Origin of the sequence: Halomonas sp. SpR1 (genome assembly GCF_031010175.1) — a bacterium.
Lineage (GTDB): Bacteria > Pseudomonadota > Gammaproteobacteria > Pseudomonadales > Halomonadaceae > Vreelandella.
In genome coordinates, this window is the sequence record NZ_JAUAMB010000040.1 from 1 (window position 1) to 19,491 (window position 19,491).

15 protein-coding genes are annotated in these 19,491 nt (G+C 55.5%); 9 read left to right on the forward strand and 6 right to left on the reverse strand.

Translation table 11 applies throughout. The features are described from left to right. Positions 1 to 165: 165 nt before the first annotated feature. Positions 166 to 1,779: a ribonuclease J gene (locus QT231_RS20625; protein ID WP_308338684.1), complete on the reverse strand. Its 1,614-nt coding sequence runs from the start codon at positions 1,777 to 1,779 to the stop codon at positions 166 to 168. Between the two features lie 230 nt (positions 1,780 to 2,009). Here QT231_RS20625 and purU point away from each other — a divergent pair, with 230 nt between their 5' ends. Together purU and QT231_RS20635 are read left to right on the forward strand one after the other, a co-directional pair. Further along, positions 2,010 to 2,864 carry a formyltetrahydrofolate deformylase gene (gene purU / locus QT231_RS20630; RefSeq protein WP_308338685.1) on the forward strand — a complete coding sequence of 285 codons (855 nt, stop codon included), beginning with the start codon at positions 2,010 to 2,012 and terminating at the stop codon, positions 2,862 to 2,864. Between the two features lie 34 nt (positions 2,865 to 2,898). Then, entirely contained in the window at positions 2,899 to 3,570 is a 672-nt protein-coding gene (locus tag QT231_RS20635; protein WP_308338686.1) for an energy-coupling factor ABC transporter permease, read from the forward strand. A gap of 8 nt (positions 3,571 to 3,578) precedes the next feature. Here QT231_RS20635 and lexA read toward each other — a convergent pair whose 3' ends face one another. Further along, the gene (lexA, locus tag QT231_RS20640; protein ID WP_308338687.1) at positions 3,579 to 4,259 is read right to left on the reverse strand and encodes a transcriptional repressor LexA; all 681 of its coding nucleotides are present in this window, start codon (positions 4,257 to 4,259) and stop codon (positions 3,579 to 3,581) included. A 267-nt stretch (positions 4,260 to 4,526) separates the two neighbouring features. Here lexA and QT231_RS20645 point away from each other — a divergent pair, with 267 nt between their 5' ends. The 4 genes from QT231_RS20645 (at position 4,527) to QT231_RS20660 (ending at position 7,455) form a co-directional block, all read left to right on the forward strand. Beyond that, the gene (locus QT231_RS20645; protein WP_308338688.1) at positions 4,527 to 5,219 is read left to right on the forward strand and encodes a TetR/AcrR family transcriptional regulator; all 693 of its coding nucleotides are present in this window, start codon (positions 4,527 to 4,529) and stop codon (positions 5,217 to 5,219) included. Then, on the forward strand, positions 5,197 to 5,733 hold the full coding sequence (locus tag QT231_RS20650) for a L,D-transpeptidase (protein WP_308338689.1): 537 nt from the start codon (positions 5,197 to 5,199) through the stop codon (positions 5,731 to 5,733). Before QT231_RS20645 ends, QT231_RS20650 begins: the two co-directional genes overlap by 23 nt. A 63-nt stretch (positions 5,734 to 5,796) precedes the next feature. Beyond that, positions 5,797 to 6,828, forward strand: coding sequence for a beta-N-acetylhexosaminidase (gene nagZ / locus QT231_RS20655; RefSeq protein ID WP_308338690.1), 1,032 nt, complete (start codon positions 5,797 to 5,799; stop codon positions 6,826 to 6,828). 48 nt (positions 6,829 to 6,876) lie between these two features. After that, positions 6,877 to 7,455, forward strand: a complete 579-nt coding sequence (locus QT231_RS20660; RefSeq protein ID WP_308338691.1) for a hypoxanthine-guanine phosphoribosyltransferase — start codon at positions 6,877 to 6,879, stop codon at positions 7,453 to 7,455. A gap of 31 nt (positions 7,456 to 7,486) precedes the next feature. Here QT231_RS20660 and QT231_RS20665 read toward each other — a convergent pair whose 3' ends face one another. Next, positions 7,487 to 8,320 (reverse strand): pyruvate, water dikinase regulatory protein, encoded by an 834-nt coding sequence (locus tag QT231_RS20665; RefSeq protein WP_308338692.1) that lies wholly within the window; start codon positions 8,318 to 8,320, stop codon positions 7,487 to 7,489. Between the two features lie 275 nt (positions 8,321 to 8,595). On the opposite strand from QT231_RS20665, the gene ppsA reads away from it, so the two are divergent. Together ppsA and ggt are read left to right on the forward strand one after the other, a co-directional pair. After that, a complete protein-coding gene (gene ppsA / locus QT231_RS20670; protein ID WP_308338693.1) occupies positions 8,596 to 10,971 on the forward strand; it encodes a phosphoenolpyruvate synthase in 2,376 nt (791 codons plus the stop codon). A gap of 106 nt (positions 10,972 to 11,077) precedes the next feature. Continuing rightward, the gene (ggt, locus tag QT231_RS20675) at positions 11,078 to 12,868 is read left to right on the forward strand and encodes a gamma-glutamyltransferase (RefSeq protein WP_308338694.1); all 1,791 of its coding nucleotides are present in this window, start codon (positions 11,078 to 11,080) and stop codon (positions 12,866 to 12,868) included. Positions 12,869 to 12,876: 8 nt separating this feature from the next. Here the strand turns inward: ggt and QT231_RS20680 are convergent, their stop codons facing one another. The 3 genes from QT231_RS20680 to acnB all read right to left on the reverse strand — a co-directional run bounded on the left by QT231_RS20680 (position 12,877) and on the right by acnB (position 18,243). Next, positions 12,877 to 14,763 carry a glycerophosphodiester phosphodiesterase family protein gene (locus tag QT231_RS20680; protein ID WP_374694419.1) on the reverse strand — a complete coding sequence of 629 codons (1,887 nt, stop codon included), beginning with the start codon at positions 14,761 to 14,763 and terminating at the stop codon, positions 12,877 to 12,879. Positions 14,764 to 14,955: 192 nt separating this feature from the next. Next, positions 14,956 to 15,453 carry a ribonuclease E activity regulator RraA gene (rraA, locus tag QT231_RS20685; protein ID WP_374694420.1) on the reverse strand — a complete coding sequence of 166 codons (498 nt, stop codon included), beginning with the start codon at positions 15,451 to 15,453 and terminating at the stop codon, positions 14,956 to 14,958. Positions 15,454 to 15,639: 186 nt separating this feature from the next. Beyond that, a complete protein-coding gene (gene acnB / locus QT231_RS20690) occupies positions 15,640 to 18,243 on the reverse strand; it encodes a bifunctional aconitate hydratase 2/2-methylisocitrate dehydratase (RefSeq protein ID WP_308338696.1) in 2,604 nt (867 codons plus the stop codon). Positions 18,244 to 18,790: 547 nt separating this feature from the next. Here acnB and QT231_RS20695 point away from each other — a divergent pair. Continuing rightward, positions 18,791 to 19,474: a tRNA-(ms[2]io[6]A)-hydroxylase gene (locus QT231_RS20695; protein WP_308338697.1), complete on the forward strand. Its 684-nt coding sequence runs from the start codon at positions 18,791 to 18,793 to the stop codon at positions 19,472 to 19,474. Positions 19,475 to 19,491: the final 17 nt, after the last annotated feature.

Sequence of the window (19,491 nt, forward strand, 5' to 3'; positions counted from 1 at the left end):
ATCGGGGCCAGAGGCGCCAGGAGACGACGCCTCATGCACAGGCCGGATATATGGCAGCAACCTGTTCCTGCATCGATGACCGAAGCCTTGCAAGCAGGGAGGAGACCATATATGGGTTTACAGCGCCCTCGCGGAAACCTGCCCTTACTCACAAGAGCACTTCTCCTAACGGTTGGCGGCGTTGTCCAGGATGACTGTGTCTGGCATTTCGGCGGCCATAATCTGTAGGTGCACGTCGGGCAGGTGCTGCATATGCTCCGCCAGCCAGTGAACCAAGCGGGGCTGCAATGCCTGGCGCAGGTCGGCAAGCGTCTCTGCGGCAATCTCCTCAAGCTGATCATCCAACCAATCGCTAAAGCTATCTTCATCCAGCGGACTGGCACTTGCGGCATCCAGCATCAAACGGCCAATGCGCGCCCAGCCCGTGTCAGTCGCGGTCACCGGCAGCGCTAGGTATAAGCTACCGCGACGGGCTTTATTATTGGCATCGTTCACCTCCAAACCAGGGTGGGGCACCACGCTATTTTGACTGACAATGCAGGGCGGCTGCGGATAGCGCGCCTCGCAGTGCAGCCCGTGGCTATCGAAACTGATCAGATCGCCGTTTACCGGCGTCAGCGGGGCGCTAATACCCAACTGCTTGGCAATGGCCTGATGAGCCTGCTGATGGCGAGCTTCGCCATGCACCGGCATAAGATGCTTGGGCCTGACCCACTGATAGAGCTTGATCAGCTCATCCTGAGCAGGATGTCCTGTAGCATGCAATTCAGGGTGATTGAACTCGTCATAGATGCTGACACCCAAGTGCGCCAAACGCTTTTTAAGCTGCTCGATGGGACGTTCATTGCCGGGAATGGCTTTGGCCGAGAATATGACGTTATCGCCTGGCTGAAGATCAACATAAGGGTGACGGCCCTGGGCCAGACGCTGAAGCGCGGCGCGTGGTTCGCCCTGACTGCCGGTGGCGATAATCACTACTTCATCCGGGGGCAGGTAACCAAGGTCGTGGTTGGGCACCAGCGGCGGCAGATCATCCATATAGCCGAGCCCCCGGGCGACGCTGACCATGCGCTCCATTGAACGTCCCATCAAGCTGATACGACGGCCGCATCGATGAGCAGCGCGTCCTATGGCTAATACCCGGGCAAGATTGCTGGCAAAGCAGGAGATCACCACGCGCCCCTGGCAATTGCTGAGGGTTTTCGCCAATGCTCGGGCGACATCCCCCTCGCTGCCGGAGTGGCCGGGCATGGGGGCGTTGGTGGAGTCGCCTACTATCAAGTCAACCGGCGCAAGGGCCTTGAAGTGGGCCGCATTGATCGGCGTGCCGATGATAGGTTCAGGGTCGAGTTTCCAGTCGCCAGTATGTAAAACGCGATAGCCGCCAGCCATCATTACCAGCGCACAGCTTTCGGGAATCGAGTGGGTTAAAAGCAAATAGCGCAGCGTGAAGGGCCCGCTTTCTAGCGCCTCGCCGGGTTCAATGACGTGGATTGCCGCGCTGCTAAGCTGGTGTTCAGCAAACTTCAGTCGCAGCAGCCCAGCCGCTAGCGGGGTGGCATAAATAGGGCAGCTCCACATTGGCCAGAGCCAGGCTACCGCCCCAATGTGGTCTTCATGGCCATGGGTGATAAACAGCGCTTTGGGCACGATTCCCAGTGCTTTCGGGGTGTCGAGATTGGGCACCTGCAGCGGCGAGTTAGGAAGATCCTGACGAATCATCATGCCGCAGTCCACGGCTACCCAGTGATCGTCATAGCCATATAGCGTTAGATTCATTCCGATCTCACCGCATCCTCCCAGTGGCAAGATGCGCAGCGGTGGACGACGGCGGGGACGAATTTGAACGCGTGGTGAATGCATCTGTTATGAAAAACCTAAAAAGTAGTGACTTAACTATACGGGAAGGCAGGGGCGGCTAACAATCATCCTTGGCCTTCCGATACAATATGAGGCCTAAGCCGCTGGTTTGTCATAATTACCTCAGAAATAGGTCAAGAGTAGCTCACATGTCTCATTATTATCGTTTAGTGGTTTCCTGTCCTGATCGGGTGGGCATTGTTGCAAGGGTGTCGAGTTTTATTGCCCAGCAGGGCGGCTCCATTACCGAAGCCAGTCAGCACTCAGATTTAGAAACCGGCTGCTTTTTTATGCGCTATGAAATTCTGGCGGATTCGGTGGGAATGTCGGCGGAAGCGCTACGCGAGGCGTTTGCACCGGTAGCCAGCGAATTCAATATGCAGTGGTCACTGGTGGATACCCAGCAACGCCGCCGCGTGGTGCTGATGGTGTCGCGGGAGTCACACTGCCTGGTCGATCTGCTTTACCGCTGGCAGGCGGGTGAGCTGGATTGCGATATTGTCGGCGTTATCTCCAATCATGACGATATGCGCTCGCTGACCGAGTGGTACGGCATTCCCTACCACCATGTCCCTGTCGACCCTGACAATAAGCAAGCGTCGTTTGCCAAGGTGCAGTCCGAAATCGATAGTGCTCGCGCTGACTGCGTGGTGCTGGCACGCTATATGCAAATTCTGCCCCCCGAGCTGTGCGCTCGCTATGCGGGACGAGTGATCAATATTCACCACAGCTTTTTGCCCTCTTTTGCCGGGGCTAAGCCCTATCATCAGGCTTACCAGCGGGGCGTTAAACTGATTGGCGCTACCTGCCATTATGTGACCGAGGAGCTCGATGCAGGCCCCATCATCGAACAGGATATTCATCGCGTTAGCCACTGCCATACTCCGACTGATTTGGTGCGCTTTGGTCGTGACGTTGAGAAGGCAGTGTTGGCGAGAGGTTTGCGTTGGCATTTAGAGGATCGCGTGCTGGTGCACGGCAATAAGACAGTGGTATTTAGCTAGAGGCTCCCTAACGCCATCAACCCGAGAGGCCGCCATGTCATTTGCGCAAAGTGTTTTAGCGCCCTGGGCGCTGCTGCTTACCTGGCTACTCTCGCTAGGCGTTTTAGCTTGGGCGCTTTGGGGGCGGCCCTGGCAGGTGTTGATAGCGGATACGGCGCTTCAGCACCGCTGGCTAGGCGCCACGCTGGCAGTGCTGCTGATGTGGCAGCTGCGTGCCCAGGCAGTGGATTGGCTTACGCTGCACCTTGTCTTTACGGTATTAATGACACTTGTTTTTAAAGCGCCATTAGCATTGGTCAGCAACGTGCTGATCAATATTGCCATGGTGGTGGTTGGTCGTAATGAGTGGTTGTTGCTGGGGGCAAACGTGCTGGTGACCGGGATAGTTCCTGCGGCCATCATTGGCACGGTGTGGCGGCTGGTGGATCGCCGCCTGCCGGATAACTTGATGGTGTTTCTGTTTGCCTGCGGTTTTTTTGGCGCTGCGTTGGCAACGCTGGGGGGAGGGCTGGCAGCGGTACTGCTGATCATCGTCGCCGGGACTGACCCCGAAGCCATCTACCTGGCCCAGGAGTATGCGCGATTCTTGCCCCTGTTAATGCCTTCAGAAGCATTTATCACCGGCATGCTGATGAGCATCCTGCTGGTCTATCACCCTAACTGGGTGGCCACTTTCAATGACCACCGCTATATCGATCTGCAGTAGCTTGGTTACTAGCCGAGTGCCTGGCCGTTACCGCCACGAATCACTCCGACACCAACGCCTTCGATATCGAGAGACTGGGAGCGCAGGTCGATTTCAATGGGCGCGAAGTCAGGGTTCTCTGCAAACAACGTTACCTGGTGGCCCTGGCGCTTAAAGCGTTTAACGGTTACTTCATCCTCCAAGCGGGCAACCACAATCTGGCCGTCCCGAACCCTGTCGGTGCGATGAACTGCCAATAAATCACCTTCCAGAATACCAATATCCTTCATGGAGAGGCCGCGTACACGCAGCAGGTAGTCGGCTTTGGGGGTGAAGTACTCGGCAGGCAGGGGGCAGTAACGATCAATATGTTCAGCGGCTAAAATGGGGCTGCCAGCGGCCACCTCACCGATTACGGGCAGACCAGTCGGCAGCGCCTCAACGTTGGCAGCAGGTAACGTGGTGACTGCGCTATCCGGAATGTCCTGAGGTTCCTGGTTGGGCAACCGTATTCCGCGCGAAGTATTGCGGATAATGCGAATAACCCCTTTTCGCTCCAGCGCGCGCAGGTGCTCTTCAGCCGCGTTGGGGGAGCGGAAGCCAAGTGCTTTGGCAATCTCGGCACGGGTAGGAGGGTAGCCAAATTCGCCCATCGTCTTAACGATAAAATCAAACACGTGCTGTTGGCGAGCGGTTAGCGGACGCGACATACCAGACTCCATAAATAGTGAATAGACAGTAACAAGTTAAATGGCGACTTAATCAATAAGTGTTTAAGTATACAGTATGTTCCTCTGTCCAGTATATGCCTTGTTGCTGCCTATTGCCGATGTCCATACAATTTTCCTAATCGTTTAAAACTAAGTTTCTGCTTATTTAACGCGCCACATTTTGTCAATAAATCAAGCGTTGAGCCCGCCTACGTTATGGCATAGTATTTTGCTATGTTTTAAACACCTGTTTCCCTGGAGAGCGACATGGCTCAATCTGATACGGTGACCCGTATACTCGATACCGCCGAGGTGCTGTTTGCAGAGCGGGGTTTTGCCGAGACTTCGCTGCGCAACATCACCAGCAAAGCGCGGGTTAACCTAGCCGCGGTTAATTACCATTTTGGCTCCAAAAAAGCCCTGATTCAGGCTGTTTTTGCCCGCTATCTGGATCCGTTTACTCAGCGTTTTCATACGGCGCTGGATGAGCTTGAAGGCCAACACACCGGGCGTGTGATTCCGCTTGAGACACTGCTCGAAACGATGGCTACGACCGTTCTTGCGGTGCCAGCCGAGCGTAATAGCTTAAAAGTGTTTATGCGCCTGCTCGGCCTAGCCTACAGCCAGGCCCAGGGGCACCTCAGACGCTATATCCAGCAAGAGTATGGTGATGTGTTTACGCGCTTTACAGAGCTTGTTCGTAAGGCGACACCGGATCTACCCGATGCGGAGCGCTTTTGGCGGCTACACTTTATGCTAGGAACGGTAATATTTACGCTGTCTGGCCTTGATGCGCTACGCGATATCGCCGAGAAGGATTACCACGAACAGGTCTCTGTGCGAGATTTGGTCAGGCGGTTGCTTCCGGTAGTGGTAGCTGCCATGAATGCGCCGTTGCCCATGACCCTCGAAGCAGCCAAACCTGAAGAAGGAAAACATGCGAACGCCCACGCTAGCTGAACTACCGCCGACTGAAAATATTTGGCTGGAGGTTGATACCACTCAACAGCAGCTGCGCTGTTGGCGAGGCCCGAAAGTGCTACATGAGTGTGCCATCTCATCCGCTGCTGCCGGTAGTGGAGAGCGCAATGGTAGCGGTAAAACGCCTCATGGCTGGCACTATGTGCGCGCCGCCATCGGTGAAGATATGCCCGAAAATGCGGTTTTCCGAGGCCGTCGCTGGACGGGCGAAACCTTTTCCTCCGCACTCGCCGAAGCGCACCCAGAGCGTGACTGGATTTTGACCCGCATCCTGTGGCTGTGTGGGCTGGAAAAGGGCGTGAACCGCGGTGGGCAGGTGGACTCGCAGCGGCGCTATATTTACCTTCACGGCACGCCACCTGACGAACCCATGGGGGTCGCCGCCTCCCATGGCTGTATTCGTTTACGCAATAGTGATTTGCTCTACGTTTATTCGTTAGCTTTGCCGGGCACTCCTGTTTGGTTGCACGGTGGCCGTCAATCCTTCGATTAATCAGATTTTGACACCGCTAGACGATCGTCTAGAATCATCGCCCCTTTTAATGGATCAATCACGATGACTCAACCGTTAGGCCCGGTCATGCTTGACCTTGAAGGCCCAAAATTGACGGCTGCAGAGAAGCGCTTGCTGCTAGAACCGACGGTCGGGGGTGTTATTCTGTTTGCCCGCAATGTCGAGAATGGCTATCAGGTGCGCCAGCTTTGTAGCGATATACGCCGCGTTCGTGCTGATTTATTGCTCGCCGTTGATCAAGAGGGCGGCCGTGTTCAGCGCATTAAAGAGGGCTTAACTCGCCTGCCTGCCATGGCACGTATAGGCGAGTGCTATCTCGCTACCCCGGATGAGGGGGTGTTGTTAGCCAAAGACGCCGGCTGGCTATTGGGGATGGAGATGGCCGCCTGCGGGCTGGATCTGAGCTTCGCGCCGGTATTGGACGTTGAGAGCGGGCTATCCAGTGTTATTGGTGATCGTAGTTTTAGTAGCGACCCCCAGCACGTTGCCAAGCTAGGCAGCGCCTTTATTCAAGGGCTTCACGATGCCGGTATGGCCGCTGTGGGTAAGCATTTCCCCGGTCATGGCGGCGTTGCGGCGGACTCTCACGTTGCATTACCGGTCGATGACCGTCCGCTAGACGTGATTAAACAGCACGATCTTGTGCCTTTTACCCAGTTAGCCTCACAGCTGGATGGCGTTATGCCTGCGCACGTTATTTATAGCGCTTTCGATACGCGCCCTGCGGGGTTTTCTCCCACTTGGTTGGGCATGCTTCGGGAGTCGCTAGGCTTCAAAGGCTGCGTTTTCTCTGATGACCTGAGTATGGCGGGCGCCCACGAGGCGGGAGACCCCAAAGCCCGTGCCCAGGCAGCGCTGGCAGCCGGTTGCGATATGCTGCTGGTATGTAACGACCGAGCTGCCGCGCTTGAAGTTATGAACGCCTGCCAGGGAATCAATACCAAGCGCCCCGCCAAACTGCGTTATAGCCGTGCTCGGCCAGACCTGGACGCGCTGAGTGCACTGGGCCGTTGGCGTCGTACTCACGCTAAGCTGGAAGCGCTGGCTGATAAGCCCAAATCAAGCGCTGAATAAGTCCTTTGCCTAAATAAATGAAGCCGTTAACCCGCCGTGGAGTGGTAGATGTCAAAGCTGGATAAAGAAGCCTTAGAGTCCTTGGACTCAATGCGCGAACTGATGGATAACGCCGATTGCTTGATTTCCCAGCAAGAGGTCGAGCGGGCGCTTGATCGTATGGCGGAAGCGATTACTCGAGATTTAGGCGATAAGCTGCCGGTTTTTTACTGCGTGATGAATGGAGGCCTGATTACCACAGGTCATCTGCTTACTCGTCTGGGCTTCCCGCTGGAAGTGGATTATCTGCATGCCACCCGCTACCGCAACGAGTTGCGTGGCGGCGAGCTATTTTGGCGCGTTTCCCCGGAAGTGCCGATGGCCGGTCGTCATGTTGTTATCGTTGACGATATTCTGGATGAGGGCGCGACTCTGGCGGCGATTTTGGCATACTGCAAAGAAGCCCAGGCCGCCAGTGTCACCACGGCGGTGCTGGTGGATAAACAGCACAACCGCAAGGCAGTGCCCGGTTTAAAAGCCGACTACTGCAGCCTGGAAGTTGCCGACCGCTACGTGTTTGGCTTTGGTATGGATTACAAAGGCTACTGGCGCAACGCGCCGGGGATTTTTGCCCCCAAGGGGATGTAATCCGCTGAGGGCTTGTGGTGTTTTTTTACGCTTAGCGGGGCGAGAAACGCCTCGCTAAGCCGGTTTCGGCAATCATCCGCGTCGAAATCTCTTCAACCGAGAAGCGCGTTGCGTCAATAAAAGGAATGTGCATAGTGCGGTAGAGTGACTCTGCCTGCTCCACTTCCTGTAAGCACTGATCCATCGAGCTATAGCGACTATTCGGGCGTCTCTCGTTGCGAATCGCGGATAAGCGTCGCGCATCAATGGTCAAGCCAAACAGTTTGTTGCGGTGGGGCGCGAGTGCCTTGGGTAGCTTGAGCATCCCATCTTCGTCTAAATCATCTTCTGTTAGCGGGTAGTTAGCTGCCCGAATGCCAAACTGAAGGGCCAGATAGAGCGAGGTAGGTGTTTTACCACAGCGTGAAACGCCGACCAGAATGATATCCGCTTTATCGTACTGGTGGGTGCGTGCACCGTCATCATTATCCAGCGCGAAGTGCACGGAGTGGATACGATCCATATAGACGTCATCGCTGCCAATCGAGTGCGTGCGTCCAACGCTGTAAGAGGAGTGGGTCTCTAACTCCTGCTCCAGGGGCTCCAGGAAAGTAGAAAAAATGTCGACTTTAAACCCGGTCGCCTGCCGAATAACGTCACGGATTTGTTGATCCACGATGGTGTCGATAATGATCGGGCGGTTGCCGTCGCGGTTGGCCGTTGACTCAATCACCGCGGCTAACGCCTGAGCTTTTTCCAGCGTATCGATATACGGCTTGGTCTGCATATCGATCTCAACATCGCTGAACTGGGCCAGCAAGCTACGTCCTAAACTTTCCGCCGTGATGCCGGTACCGTCTGAAATAAAAAAAGCCGTACGTTTCATGACAAAATCCACTGGTGATTGATCCGGCTATTGTGAGCCGAGCCGTTTGTCAGCACAACGTATCATCACCGCTTGGTATTTCAGCGCGACATGCGCCTGACTACATAAATAGCCCAAAAAGCCCTGCTGTTGTAAAAATCCTCCACTCTCTTCGCTATTAGACCAATGGCGAATATATTGACGCGGTGCTAGGGTAGCCCAGTGAATTATCCATGATCCACGGCATTAATGCCCATATCAGTGGTCATGCCGATATCTATGAGTGAGGGGGTTACGTGGAAGAGTACATTCTGTGGTTCGATCAGCTTGGCATGGCGGACGTCGAACGCGTAGGTGGTAAGAACGCCTCGCTGGGTGAAATGATCTCCAACCTGTCCGGTGCCGGTGTAACGGTTCCCGGCGGTTTTGCTACTACCGCCCACGCTTACCGTGAATTCCTCTCCCACGAAGGGTTAAACGAGCGCATTAATGCCACCCTGGCTCGCCTGGACGTCGACGACGTTAAAGCGCTGGCCGAGGCGGGCAGCAACATACGCCAGTGGATCATCGACACGCCGCTACCCCCCAGCTTCGAAGCAGCTCTGCGTGAAGCCTACGGCCAATTGCAGCAACAGCATCCGCAACTGAAAGTAGCCGTGCGCAGCTCAGCCACAGCCGAGGATCTGCCCGATGCCTCCTTCGCGGGCCAGCAGGAAACCTTCCTGAATATCGAAGGCTTCGACAATATCAAGCGCGCAGTGCATGAAGTCTTCGCCTCGCTATTTAATGATCGTGCGATCTCCTACCGGGTGCACCGTGGCTACGCCCACGAAAATGTCGCCTTGTCGGCCGGCGTACAAAAAATGGTGCGCTCAGAGACCGGTGCGGCAGGCGTTATGTTTACCCTCGATACCGAATCCGGCTTTAAAGATGCCGTGTTTGTCACAGGCTCCTGGGGCCTGGGTGAAACCGTCGTGCAGGGGGCCGTCAATCCCGACGAGTTCTACGTGCACAAGCCTACCCTGGCGGCGGGGCGCCCGGCGGTACTGCGCCGTAACTTGGGTTCCAAACTGATCAAGATGGTTTACGGTCAGGACGCCAGCGCCGGTAAATCGGTTGAAACCGTCGATGTGCCCCATAGCGACCGGGGCCGCTTCTGTATCAATGATCAACAGGTGATGGATCTGGCCCGCCAGGCGATGACCATTGAACAACACTATCAGCGGCCCATGGATATTGAGTGGGCGTTGGATGGCGATGACGGTGAGCTTTACATCGTGCAGGCGCGCCCTGAAACGGTGGTCTCCCAGCAGGAGGGGGGCAAGCTTGAACGTTTCCAGCTGCGTGAAAAGGGCCGCACTTTAATAACCGGCCGGGCGATTGGTCAGCGCATTGGCCGCGGTACCGTTAAAGTCGTGCTCAGCCCTGACGACATGGATAAGATTCATGATGGCGATATCCTGGTCACCGATATGACTGACCCGGATTGGGAACCGATCATGAAGCGGGCCTCCGCGATCGTCACCAATCGCGGCGGACGTACCTGCCACGCGGCGATCATTGCCCGTGAGCTGGGCATCCCCGCAGTGGTCGGCTGTGGCGATGCAACGACCCAGTTAAAAGAGGGCATCGACGTCACGGTCTCTTGTGCGGAAGGCGACACCGGCAATGTCTATGAAGGTCTGTTGGAGTTCGATTGCAAAGTCTCCAGCGTTGATGCGATGCCGGAAATCCCCTTCAAAATCATGATGAATGTGGGTAACCCTGATCGTGCCTTCGGCTTCGCCAGTTTGCCCCACGCAGGCGTGGGTCTGGCGCGACTCGAATTTATCATTAACCGCATGATCGGCGTCCATCCCAAAGCACTGCTGGAGTACGACACGCTTCCGGTAGACTTGCAGCAGGTGATCGATTTACGTACCGCGGGTTACACCGACCCAGTCAGTTTCTATGTCGATAAATTGGTCGAAGGTATCTCCACGCTGGCGGCGGCGTTCCACCCTCAGCGCGTCATCGTGCGGCTGTCCGATTTTAAATCAAACGAATACGAAAACCTGATTGGCGGCAAGCTTTATGAGCCGGGTGAAGAGAACCCCATGCTCGGTTTCCGGGGCGCATCGCGCTACATTTCAGAGGCATTCCGGCCCTGCTTTGAGCTTGAGTGTCGGGCGCTGAAGCGGGTGCGTGAAGAGATGGGTTTCGAGAATATCGAAATCATGGTGCCCTTTGTGCGTACCACCGACGAAGCGCGTGAAGTAGTGGAGCTACTGGCCGCGAACGGCCTGGAGCGCGGCGGCCCCACAGGCTTGAAAGTGATTATGATGTGCGAGCTGCCAGCAAACGCTTTACTCGCCGATGAGTTTCTGGAGTATTTTGACGGTTTCTCAATCGGTTCAAACGACCTAACCCAGCTAACGCTAGGTTTGGATCGTGACTCGGGTATTGTGGCGCATCTGTTTGATGAGCGTAATGGAGCGGTTAAAAAGCTCCTCGCCATGGCCATTCAAGCCTGTAAGGCGAAGGGCAAATATGTCGGTATCTGTGGGCAGGGGCCGTCAGACCATCCTGATCTGGCTAAATGGTTGATGGAGCAGGGCATTGACTCTGTATCACTCAATCCCGACGCGGTATTGGAAACCTGGTTTATGCTCGCAGGGCAAAAAATCGAGTAGTTATATTTATTTTGACTAATTTACGCCCGGCCATTGTGCCGGGCGTCGTTGTTTTTATAGGCTACTCTTCTGTAGTGGTTTTTAATTTGTCGCGGAGAGCGCTGAGATGTCCCCAAAGTCAGTTAAGTTCGCGCTACCTGTTTTGCTGGTGGCACCCTTATATAGCTGGGGGTTTAGCTATGAGACGCCTTCCATTTCGCCGGAAAGCGAGTCTGGATATGAAGAGAAACCGGGCTGGGAGGCTGAGTCGTTTGCGGTGGCAGCAGCCAACCCCCTAGCTACGGATGCCGGTTACCAGGTGCTGAAGGCCGGCGGTAACGCTATTGATGCCGCCATCGCGGTGCAAATGGTGTTGAACCTGGTGGAGCCGCAATCGAGCGGTATTGGCGGCGGTGCTTTTTTGATGCACTACGACGGCGACGAGGTTCGTGCCTACGATGGACGTGAGACGGCGCCTCAAGACGTTAACGGCGAACTGTTTATGCAAGAGGGCGAGCCGCTGCCGTTTAATGATGCAGTGGTTAGCGGACTCTCCGTAGGCGTGCCGGGTACGCTTAGAATGCTCGAGAAGGCCCACGCGGAACATGGTGAGCTGGAGTGGGCCGAGCTATTTACCCCGGCAATCACTCTGGCCGAGGAGGGGTTTGCGGTTAGCAGTCGGTTGCATACCAGCTTGGCAAACGATGAGTTTCTACGCCAAGACCCGCTAGCGAGCCAGTTCTATTATGATGCGGACGGTGAGCCTATTGCCGTTGGCGAAACGCTCAAAAATCCGGCTTTGGCCGCGGTTTTTCGCCAAGTTGCCGAGCAAGGTAGCGCCGCCTTGCATGGAGGCACAGTGGCCGAAGATATCGTTGAGCGAGTGCAAAACTACCCTGAGCGCCCGGGCAGTTTGACCCTTGAGGATATGAGCGGCTACGAAGCGCTTACTCGCGAGCCGCTATGCACACCTTGGCAACAGTGGGAAGTATGCGGCTTCCCGCCGCCCTCGTCGGGTCATCTGACCGTGATGCAAATTTTAGGTATGCTCGATCAGCAGCCGCTGCTTGAAGCCCCGTTAGATAATGGTGTGTCAAGCAGTGGATGGCTGCATCAGTTTTTAGAAGCCTCGCGCTTGGCATTTGCTGACCGTGGTCGTTACATTGCCGACCCCGACTTTGTCGAGGCGCCGGGTGGCGATTGGTCACTGATGCTGGCACCTGAGTACCTGGAGCAGCGCAGTGCGCTTATCGAAGAGATGAGTATGGGCGATAGCGCTGAACCGGGTAACCCAGGCGAGCTTGAGGTTAGCTGGGCGAGCCAGCCCGAGCAGCCCGAGTACGGCACCAGCCATATCAGTATTGTCGATGAGGAGGGCAACGCGATTGCCATGACCACCACCATCGAGCAGGCATTTGGCTCGCGGATTATGTCCGATGGTGGCACTGGTTTGGCGGGTGGGTTCCTGCTCAACAATGAGCTTACCGATTTCTCGTTTGTGCCTGAAGTAGATGGCGAGCCAGTAGCTAACCGGGTTGAGCCTGGCAAGCGCCCACGCTCCAGCATGAGCCCGACCCTGGTATTCGATCGGGACACTGGTGAGTTAGTGGCAAGTCTTGGCTCGCCGGGTGGTGCTGCCATAATCCATTATACTGCCCGCACGTTAGTAGCGCTGCGCGACTGGGGGCTGAGTGCTCAGGAAGCGCTCGACCTTCCCCATGCTATTACCCTAGGTGGGGACGTCTATGTGGAAGAGGGGCGTTTTCCAGAGGCGACCATCGAATCACTGCGCGAGCGTGGTCACACGGTAAGCGAACGGGAGTTAACCAGTGGCCTCCAGGCCATTATGCGCCTTGACGATGGCACCCTGTTTGGTGGCGCTGACCCGCGTCGCGAAGGTGTGGTAATGGGCGATTAAGTGAGCGCTTATTGGCGCAGCCAGTTGCGCAACTTCACCAACATCAGCGCCCCGTCGCTTAATTCACGTCGATCTTGAATGAGCTCGGTTAAACGATCTGGGTAGTCGGTGATGATGGCATCGACACCCAGATCGATTAGCGTCGACATGCGAGCCCGATCATTGACGGTCCAGGCGTGTATCTCGTAGCCATATAGACGCGCTAAGCGAATTTCCCCTTCCGTGATACGGTTATGCCGCAGCCCTAATGCGTCAAAATCGCGCCGGTTTAGTGTGCCGGGTAGAATCAGCTGGGCCAGCAAGGTCACGCGAAGTTCTGGCGCTTGGGCTTTAATATATTTAAGCAATGAAGGCGACATGGTTGCCATACGCATGTCTAGGAGCGCATTGGGGAAACCGCACGCTGTATAGCCGTCGAAAGCGCTTTGTTGGGTCGCCCAGCAGCGATAGCGCACGTCACTCTCTGCATTTAAGGCATCGATGACAGCATCGACTAGCGCCTGATCTTGCCCAGGCAGAGGCTTAATATCGATCATTAGCCCCGCTTTGCCACGAACTCTTTCGAGAGCCTCATCCAAGCCGGGAATATTCTCGCCTTGAAAAGCATCGCCAAACCAACTGCCTACATCGAATTGGCTAAGTTGATCCCGGGTCAGCTCCCCAAACTCGCGGTTATCGCCTGTCAGTCGCGCCATACTGCGATCATGGTAGAGCATTACCTGCTGGTCGCTGCTCAAGCGCACGTCAATTTCGACATAGTCAACACCATCGATCAGTGATTGTTCTAATGCGGCCAGCGTGTTTTCTGGCGCGACCATGGAGCTGCCTCGGTGGGCAATCACCGCGACGTTGTCACGTATCTCAAAGCTATTGAGAATCCACCATGCTTGAAGGCCGGCAAAAATAAGGACGCTCAGTTCTACCGCCCAGGCCAGTTTGCCCGCATTGATGTCCTCTGGAGGAGGCGCTGGGCGAGTTTCGCGGTGAGCCAATTGCATATATAGACAGGCGGACAGCAGCGCATTGGCGGCAATGCCGACAAAGGTAATGGCCAGGGTAACCAGCACATAGCCGATTAGGTATGCGAGCATCGCCGGGATAAGCACGGCATTATGCTCAGGTAGCCACCACAGTAGCGGCGTAAACAGCCGATCAAACAACAGAGTAGCGAGTAGCGGCAGGCTGACAATCAGCACCAATAGTAGAAGCACTGCAGCGCCAATGGAGCGACGCCAACCACGGGTTAAGCTAACGCTGCGCCTGAGCGCCTGCCAGGGGCCACGGCTCTCCAGGGCAACGAGGGGCAGTGCCAGCAGCCAGCGCAGGTAGAGCCATGACGCTGCCCATACCCAGCCAATAACCAGTGGCAGTGCGCAGGCAATGAAATACCACAGTGCGGGAGGGCGCACGCGCTGTAGATAGTAGGGGTCTATGCCGCTTAGCCACAACTCGTAAAGCCAGGCGAGTGCAGCCATAAAAGGGGCCAGCAGCAACAAGTGGGTGCCTACCTGGAGTATCACCAGGCCGGCCAGGGCAGGCAGCCGACGGGTGCTCAGCCATAGCGCTTCAAGGGCCAGCCGATAGTGATTATCACGGGGTCTGACGGCCACCTGCAGCATGCCTGCCTGCTGCCAGTAAATAATCAAAAAGGCGAACCCCAGCCCCACTAGCATGCCTACCAGACCCAGCGGGCTGAAGAGTAGCGCGATTAATTCATCGTTGGTGACCACGGTACGATTGAGTTGGGCCAGTAGCCAGCGCGTTACCCAGGTGATCGCTGGCAGCAGCAGGGCTGAGGCGAGCAGGGTAAAAAACAGGTGGTAGGCGATCAGTGGGCGAAGATGATCGCGCAACGTGCGCAATAAGGCGGAGCCAAGGTAGGTCAAAGGCTGCATCGTCATTAAACGGTAAGAATGAGCTCCCAGGGTGGCAGTAACCGCCACACCTGGCAAGAGTATTAGACGCAAATCCGGGCTAACGCAGTGGAAAATGGCTGCTGTTACAGAGAGTTGGTAACGGGCCGGAAACCTGCCCTCGACACCAATATGTGCAGAACGCCCGATAGTATAGTTATTAGCAGTACATGGCTAAGAAAGCGGCAGCTCATGCTGAGCAACGATGATGCCGTTGTTATCGGCATACAGCCACTGGCCGGGCTGCAGGGTGACGCCGGCAAAGGTGACATCAATATCACGCTGTCCTTCGCCGCGTTTTTCACTTTTACGCGGGTGGCTGCCCAGGGCCTGAACCCCGATCGGTAGGGCGGCGAGTATATCCACATCGCGCACGCAGCCGTACATGACGACGCCCGCCCAGCCGTTGGCAACGGCCTGCTCGGCGAGCATATCGCCCAGCATGGCGCAGCGGTGTGAACCTCCCGCATCAACCACCAGCACCGCGCCGTTACCCGCCTCGGCGACAGCTTGCTTCACCATTGAGTTATCTTCAAAGCACTTTATCGTACGAATAGGGCCATAAAAGGCGTCAAGGCCGCCAAAGTTGGCAAATAAGGGTTCAAGTACTGCCACTTCTGGATGTGCATCGCAGAGATCGGGCGTCACTATTTCAATCGAGTTCGTCATCATGTGCTCCGTGTATGAGTGTTTAGTATCAGCATAGGCAGCTAACCGGGCCGTGCAAAAAAAAACGCCCCGCCCTGTAGAACAGTGGCGGGGCGTTCGGTCATCGACTCAGAAGATGCGACGGGTCACATCGTCTGCGATGGTGCGAGCATCGGCGATGGGGCGGTCTCTCTCAAGTGCTTAACAAGCTTAAGCTTCCTGAGCGACCGGAATCACGTTTGAGGCGATCTTTTGATACTCCTCAATCTCGTGAAAGTTCATATAACGATAAATCTCGCCCGCCATAGCGTCAAATTCACCCATATAGCGTTGATACTCTTCAACACTGGGTAGGCGTCCTTCTACTGCGGCAACGGCCGCCAGTTCCGCAGAGGCGAGGTACACATTGGCACCGTCACCCAAGCGATTCGGGAAGTTACGTGTAGACGTAGACACCACGGTGCTCTTAGCGGCAACGCGGGCCTGGTTACCCATACACAGTGAACATCCCGGCATCTCCATGCGGGCACCGGCACGGCCGTAAATGCCGTAGTAGCCTTCTTCGGTCAGCTGATGCTGATCCATTTTCGTCGGTGGTGCCAGCCACAGCCGGGTTTTTAAACTGCCGGCAGGCTGCTTCTCAAGCAACTTGCCCGCAGCCCGGAAGTGGCCGATGTTGGTCATGCATGAGCCGATAAAGACTTCGTCGATTTTCTGGCCTGCTACTTCAGACAGCAGGCGCGCATCGTCCGGGTCGTTCGGCGCACAGAGAACCGGCTCTTTAATTTCAGCCAGGTCAATTTCGATAACTTCGGTGTACTCGGCATCCTGGTCGGCGCGCATCAAGCTGGGGTTGGCCAACCACGCTTCCATGCCTTCAATACGACGGCTAATGGTGCGCTCGTCGCCGTAACCGTTGGCCATCATCCACTTCAACAGGGTGATGTTGGACTTCAGGTATTCGGTAACGCTCTCTTCAGAGAGGGTAATGGTACAGCCTGCGGCGGAGCGCTCGGCAGACGCATCAGAAAGTTCAAAAGCTTGCTCAACGGTTAAGTCTTCCAGGCCTTCAATTTCCAACACGCGCCCCGAGAAGGCGTTTTTCTTGTTGGATTTATCAACGGTCAATAGGCCTTGCTTAATCGCGTAGAGTGGAATGGCGTGAACCAGGTCGCGCAGGGTTACGCCAGGCTGGCGCTTGCCTTTAAAGCGAACCAGCACTGACTCCGGCATGTCCAGCGGCATAACGCCGGTGGCAGCAGCAAACGCTACCAGGCCTGAACCGGCCGGGAACGAGATGCCGAGCGGGAAGCGGGTGTGCGAGTCACCGCCGGTGCCAACCGTATCCGGCAGCAGCATGCGGTTAAGCCAGCTGTGGATGATGCCGTCGCCAGGGCGCAGCGAAACGCCGCCACGGTTCATAATGAAGTCAGGCAGCGTATGGTGGGTATCTACATCCACCGGCTTCGGGTAAGCAGCGGTGTGACAGAACGACTGCATGACCAGATCTGCCTGGAAGCCCAGGCAGGCAAGGTCTTTCAGCTCATCACGGGTCATCGGCCCAGTGGTGTCCTGTGAACCAACGGTGGTCATCTTGGGTTCGCAGTACATGCCGGGGCGAACGCCGTCCATGCCACACGCTTTGCCGACCATTTTCTGGGCCAAAGTGAACCCTTTGCCGGTATCTTTTGGCTGGTCAGGGAGGCGGAAAACGTCAGAGGTGGGTAGGCCCAGCGACTCCCGTGCCTTGCCGGTTAGCCCGCGACCAATGATCAGCGGAATACGGCCGCCAGCGCGTACTTCATCCAGAATCAGCTGCGTTTTAAGCTCAAAGGTGGTGATGACCTCATCACTATCATGCTTGCACACTTTACCCGCGTAGGGATAAACATCGATGACATCGCCCATATTCAGATTGGTGACGTCCATCTCAACCGGCAGGGCGCCTGAATCTTCCATGGTATTAAAGAAGATCGGGGCAATTTTGCTGCCAAAGCAGAAGCCGCCAGCGCGCTTGTTTGGGGCGTAGGGGATATCGTCGCCAAAGAACCACAGAACAGAGTTGGTAGCTGACTTACGCGATGAGCCGGTGCCGACAACATCACCCACATACACGACCGGGAAGCCTTTGGCTTTTACCTCTTCGATCTGTTTGAGCGGGCCAGTGGTACCTGGAACCACAGGCTCAATGCCGTCACGCTCGTTTTTAAGCATGGCATTAGCATGGAGCGGGATATCCGGGCGTGACCAGGCATCCGGCGCGGGAGAGAGGTCGTCGGTATTGGTTTCGCCAGGAACTTTAAACACGCTTAGGGTGATTTTTTCAGCCAGCGCCGGTTTAGACAGGAACCACTCGGCGTCGGCCCAGGATTGAATCACATCCTTGGCAACGCTATTACCGTTCTTGGCGCGGCTTTCCACGTCGTGGAAGGCGTCGAACATCAGCAGTGTGTGCTTGAGCTGCTCGCCTGCTTCGCTGGCCAGCTCCTCATTATCAAGTAGCTCAACCATTGAAACGATGTTGTAGCCACCCTGCATCGTGCCCAGCAGCTTAACTGCATGAATCTTGTCGATCAGTGGAGAGCTGGCTTCACCTTTGGCAATGGCGGTGAGAAAACCTGCCTTTACATAGGCGGCCTCGTCAACACCGGGGGGTACGCGGTTGGTGATTAAATCGAGGATAAACTCCTCTTCACCGGCCGGTGGCGTTTTCAGTAGCTCAACCAGAGAGGCTACTTGTTCGGCGGTTAGCGGTTTGGGCGGGACGCCCTCAGCGGCACGTTCCTCGACATGTTGGCGGTAAGCTTCAAGCACGTTGGGGCCCTCTCATTCACGTTTCATTTACTTTATGGTGACGGCCTGCACGTTGCACGGTGTTGGCCGCGCAGTTGTTGTGAAGTGGGGCCGATCACATATGACATACGCTTGACAAACAGCGTGTGGTTGGATGGCTGCGATTCTACGGCAAACTGTCGACAATGTTAAGCTGGCAAGCAGAGACGGCTGTTGTACTTTATGTTGATGCCACGATTTAAACGGGTCAAAAAAGCGATTTTTATTAGTCAATTGGCTCAAAACCAGGAAAGTTTTTTTCCACTTCTAAGCTAACTTACCGCTGCGCGGGTGTGATTCTCGTTACAGCGCGTTACCATACTCCTCACTTTATAACCTTAGAGCCGCTTTACTGCTGTGGTGCTTATGCAAGCGTATTGAGTAAAAGTGTGTGGAGCATTTTTAAACGCTTAACTACATTAGTGATAGACGATGCAGGGTATGAAGAACGCAATATTACAGGGAACTATAAGCGCCTTGCGCACTTATATGTTGTACAATAGTGAGATGTAAGCTTGGTGATGGTGTTATGTTGATACAACCTGGTATGTCACAGCCTTCGACACATGCGAATGCCCTGCAAGCGGCTGATCACGCGGTGAAAGGGGATGATCTGTTGCCGGAAAGTTTGCACCGGTTTTTAGCCTGCGCAACCCCTGAAGCATGGCTGCAGTGGGCGCTAGAAAACCCGGAAACGCTGCTGATTGACCATGCGCAGTGTGAGAAAAAAGCCGCTTCTACGGCAATGAGCTTGCTCTATCGCTACGTAGATCAGCCACTTCTTCTGAGCAAAATGTCGCAGTTGGCCCGGGAAGAACTACTCCATTTCGAGCAGGTCGTTGGCCTCATGGAGGCACGTGGTGTGGCTTACCAGCATTTAACCGCTTCGCGCTATGCGGAAGGCCTTAGACGACACTTGCGTAGCAATGACCCCGAACGGCTAATTGATGTATTAATTATCGGCGCGCTTATTGAAGCACGTAGCTGCGAGCGTTTCGCTTGCTTGATTCCTTATTTAGACGAAGAGCTTGCCAAGTTTTATCGTACTCTGGTGAAGTCAGAAGGCCGTCATTTTGAGGACTATCTGTTACTGGCTCGCCAGCAGACATCGGACTCAATTGATGAGCGAATCGCTTTTTTTGTAGCGCGTGAAGCGGAGCTGATTACTTCGCCCGATACGGCTTTTCGATTTCATAGCGGTGTGCCAGCTTAAACCGCTTAGTCTGGCAG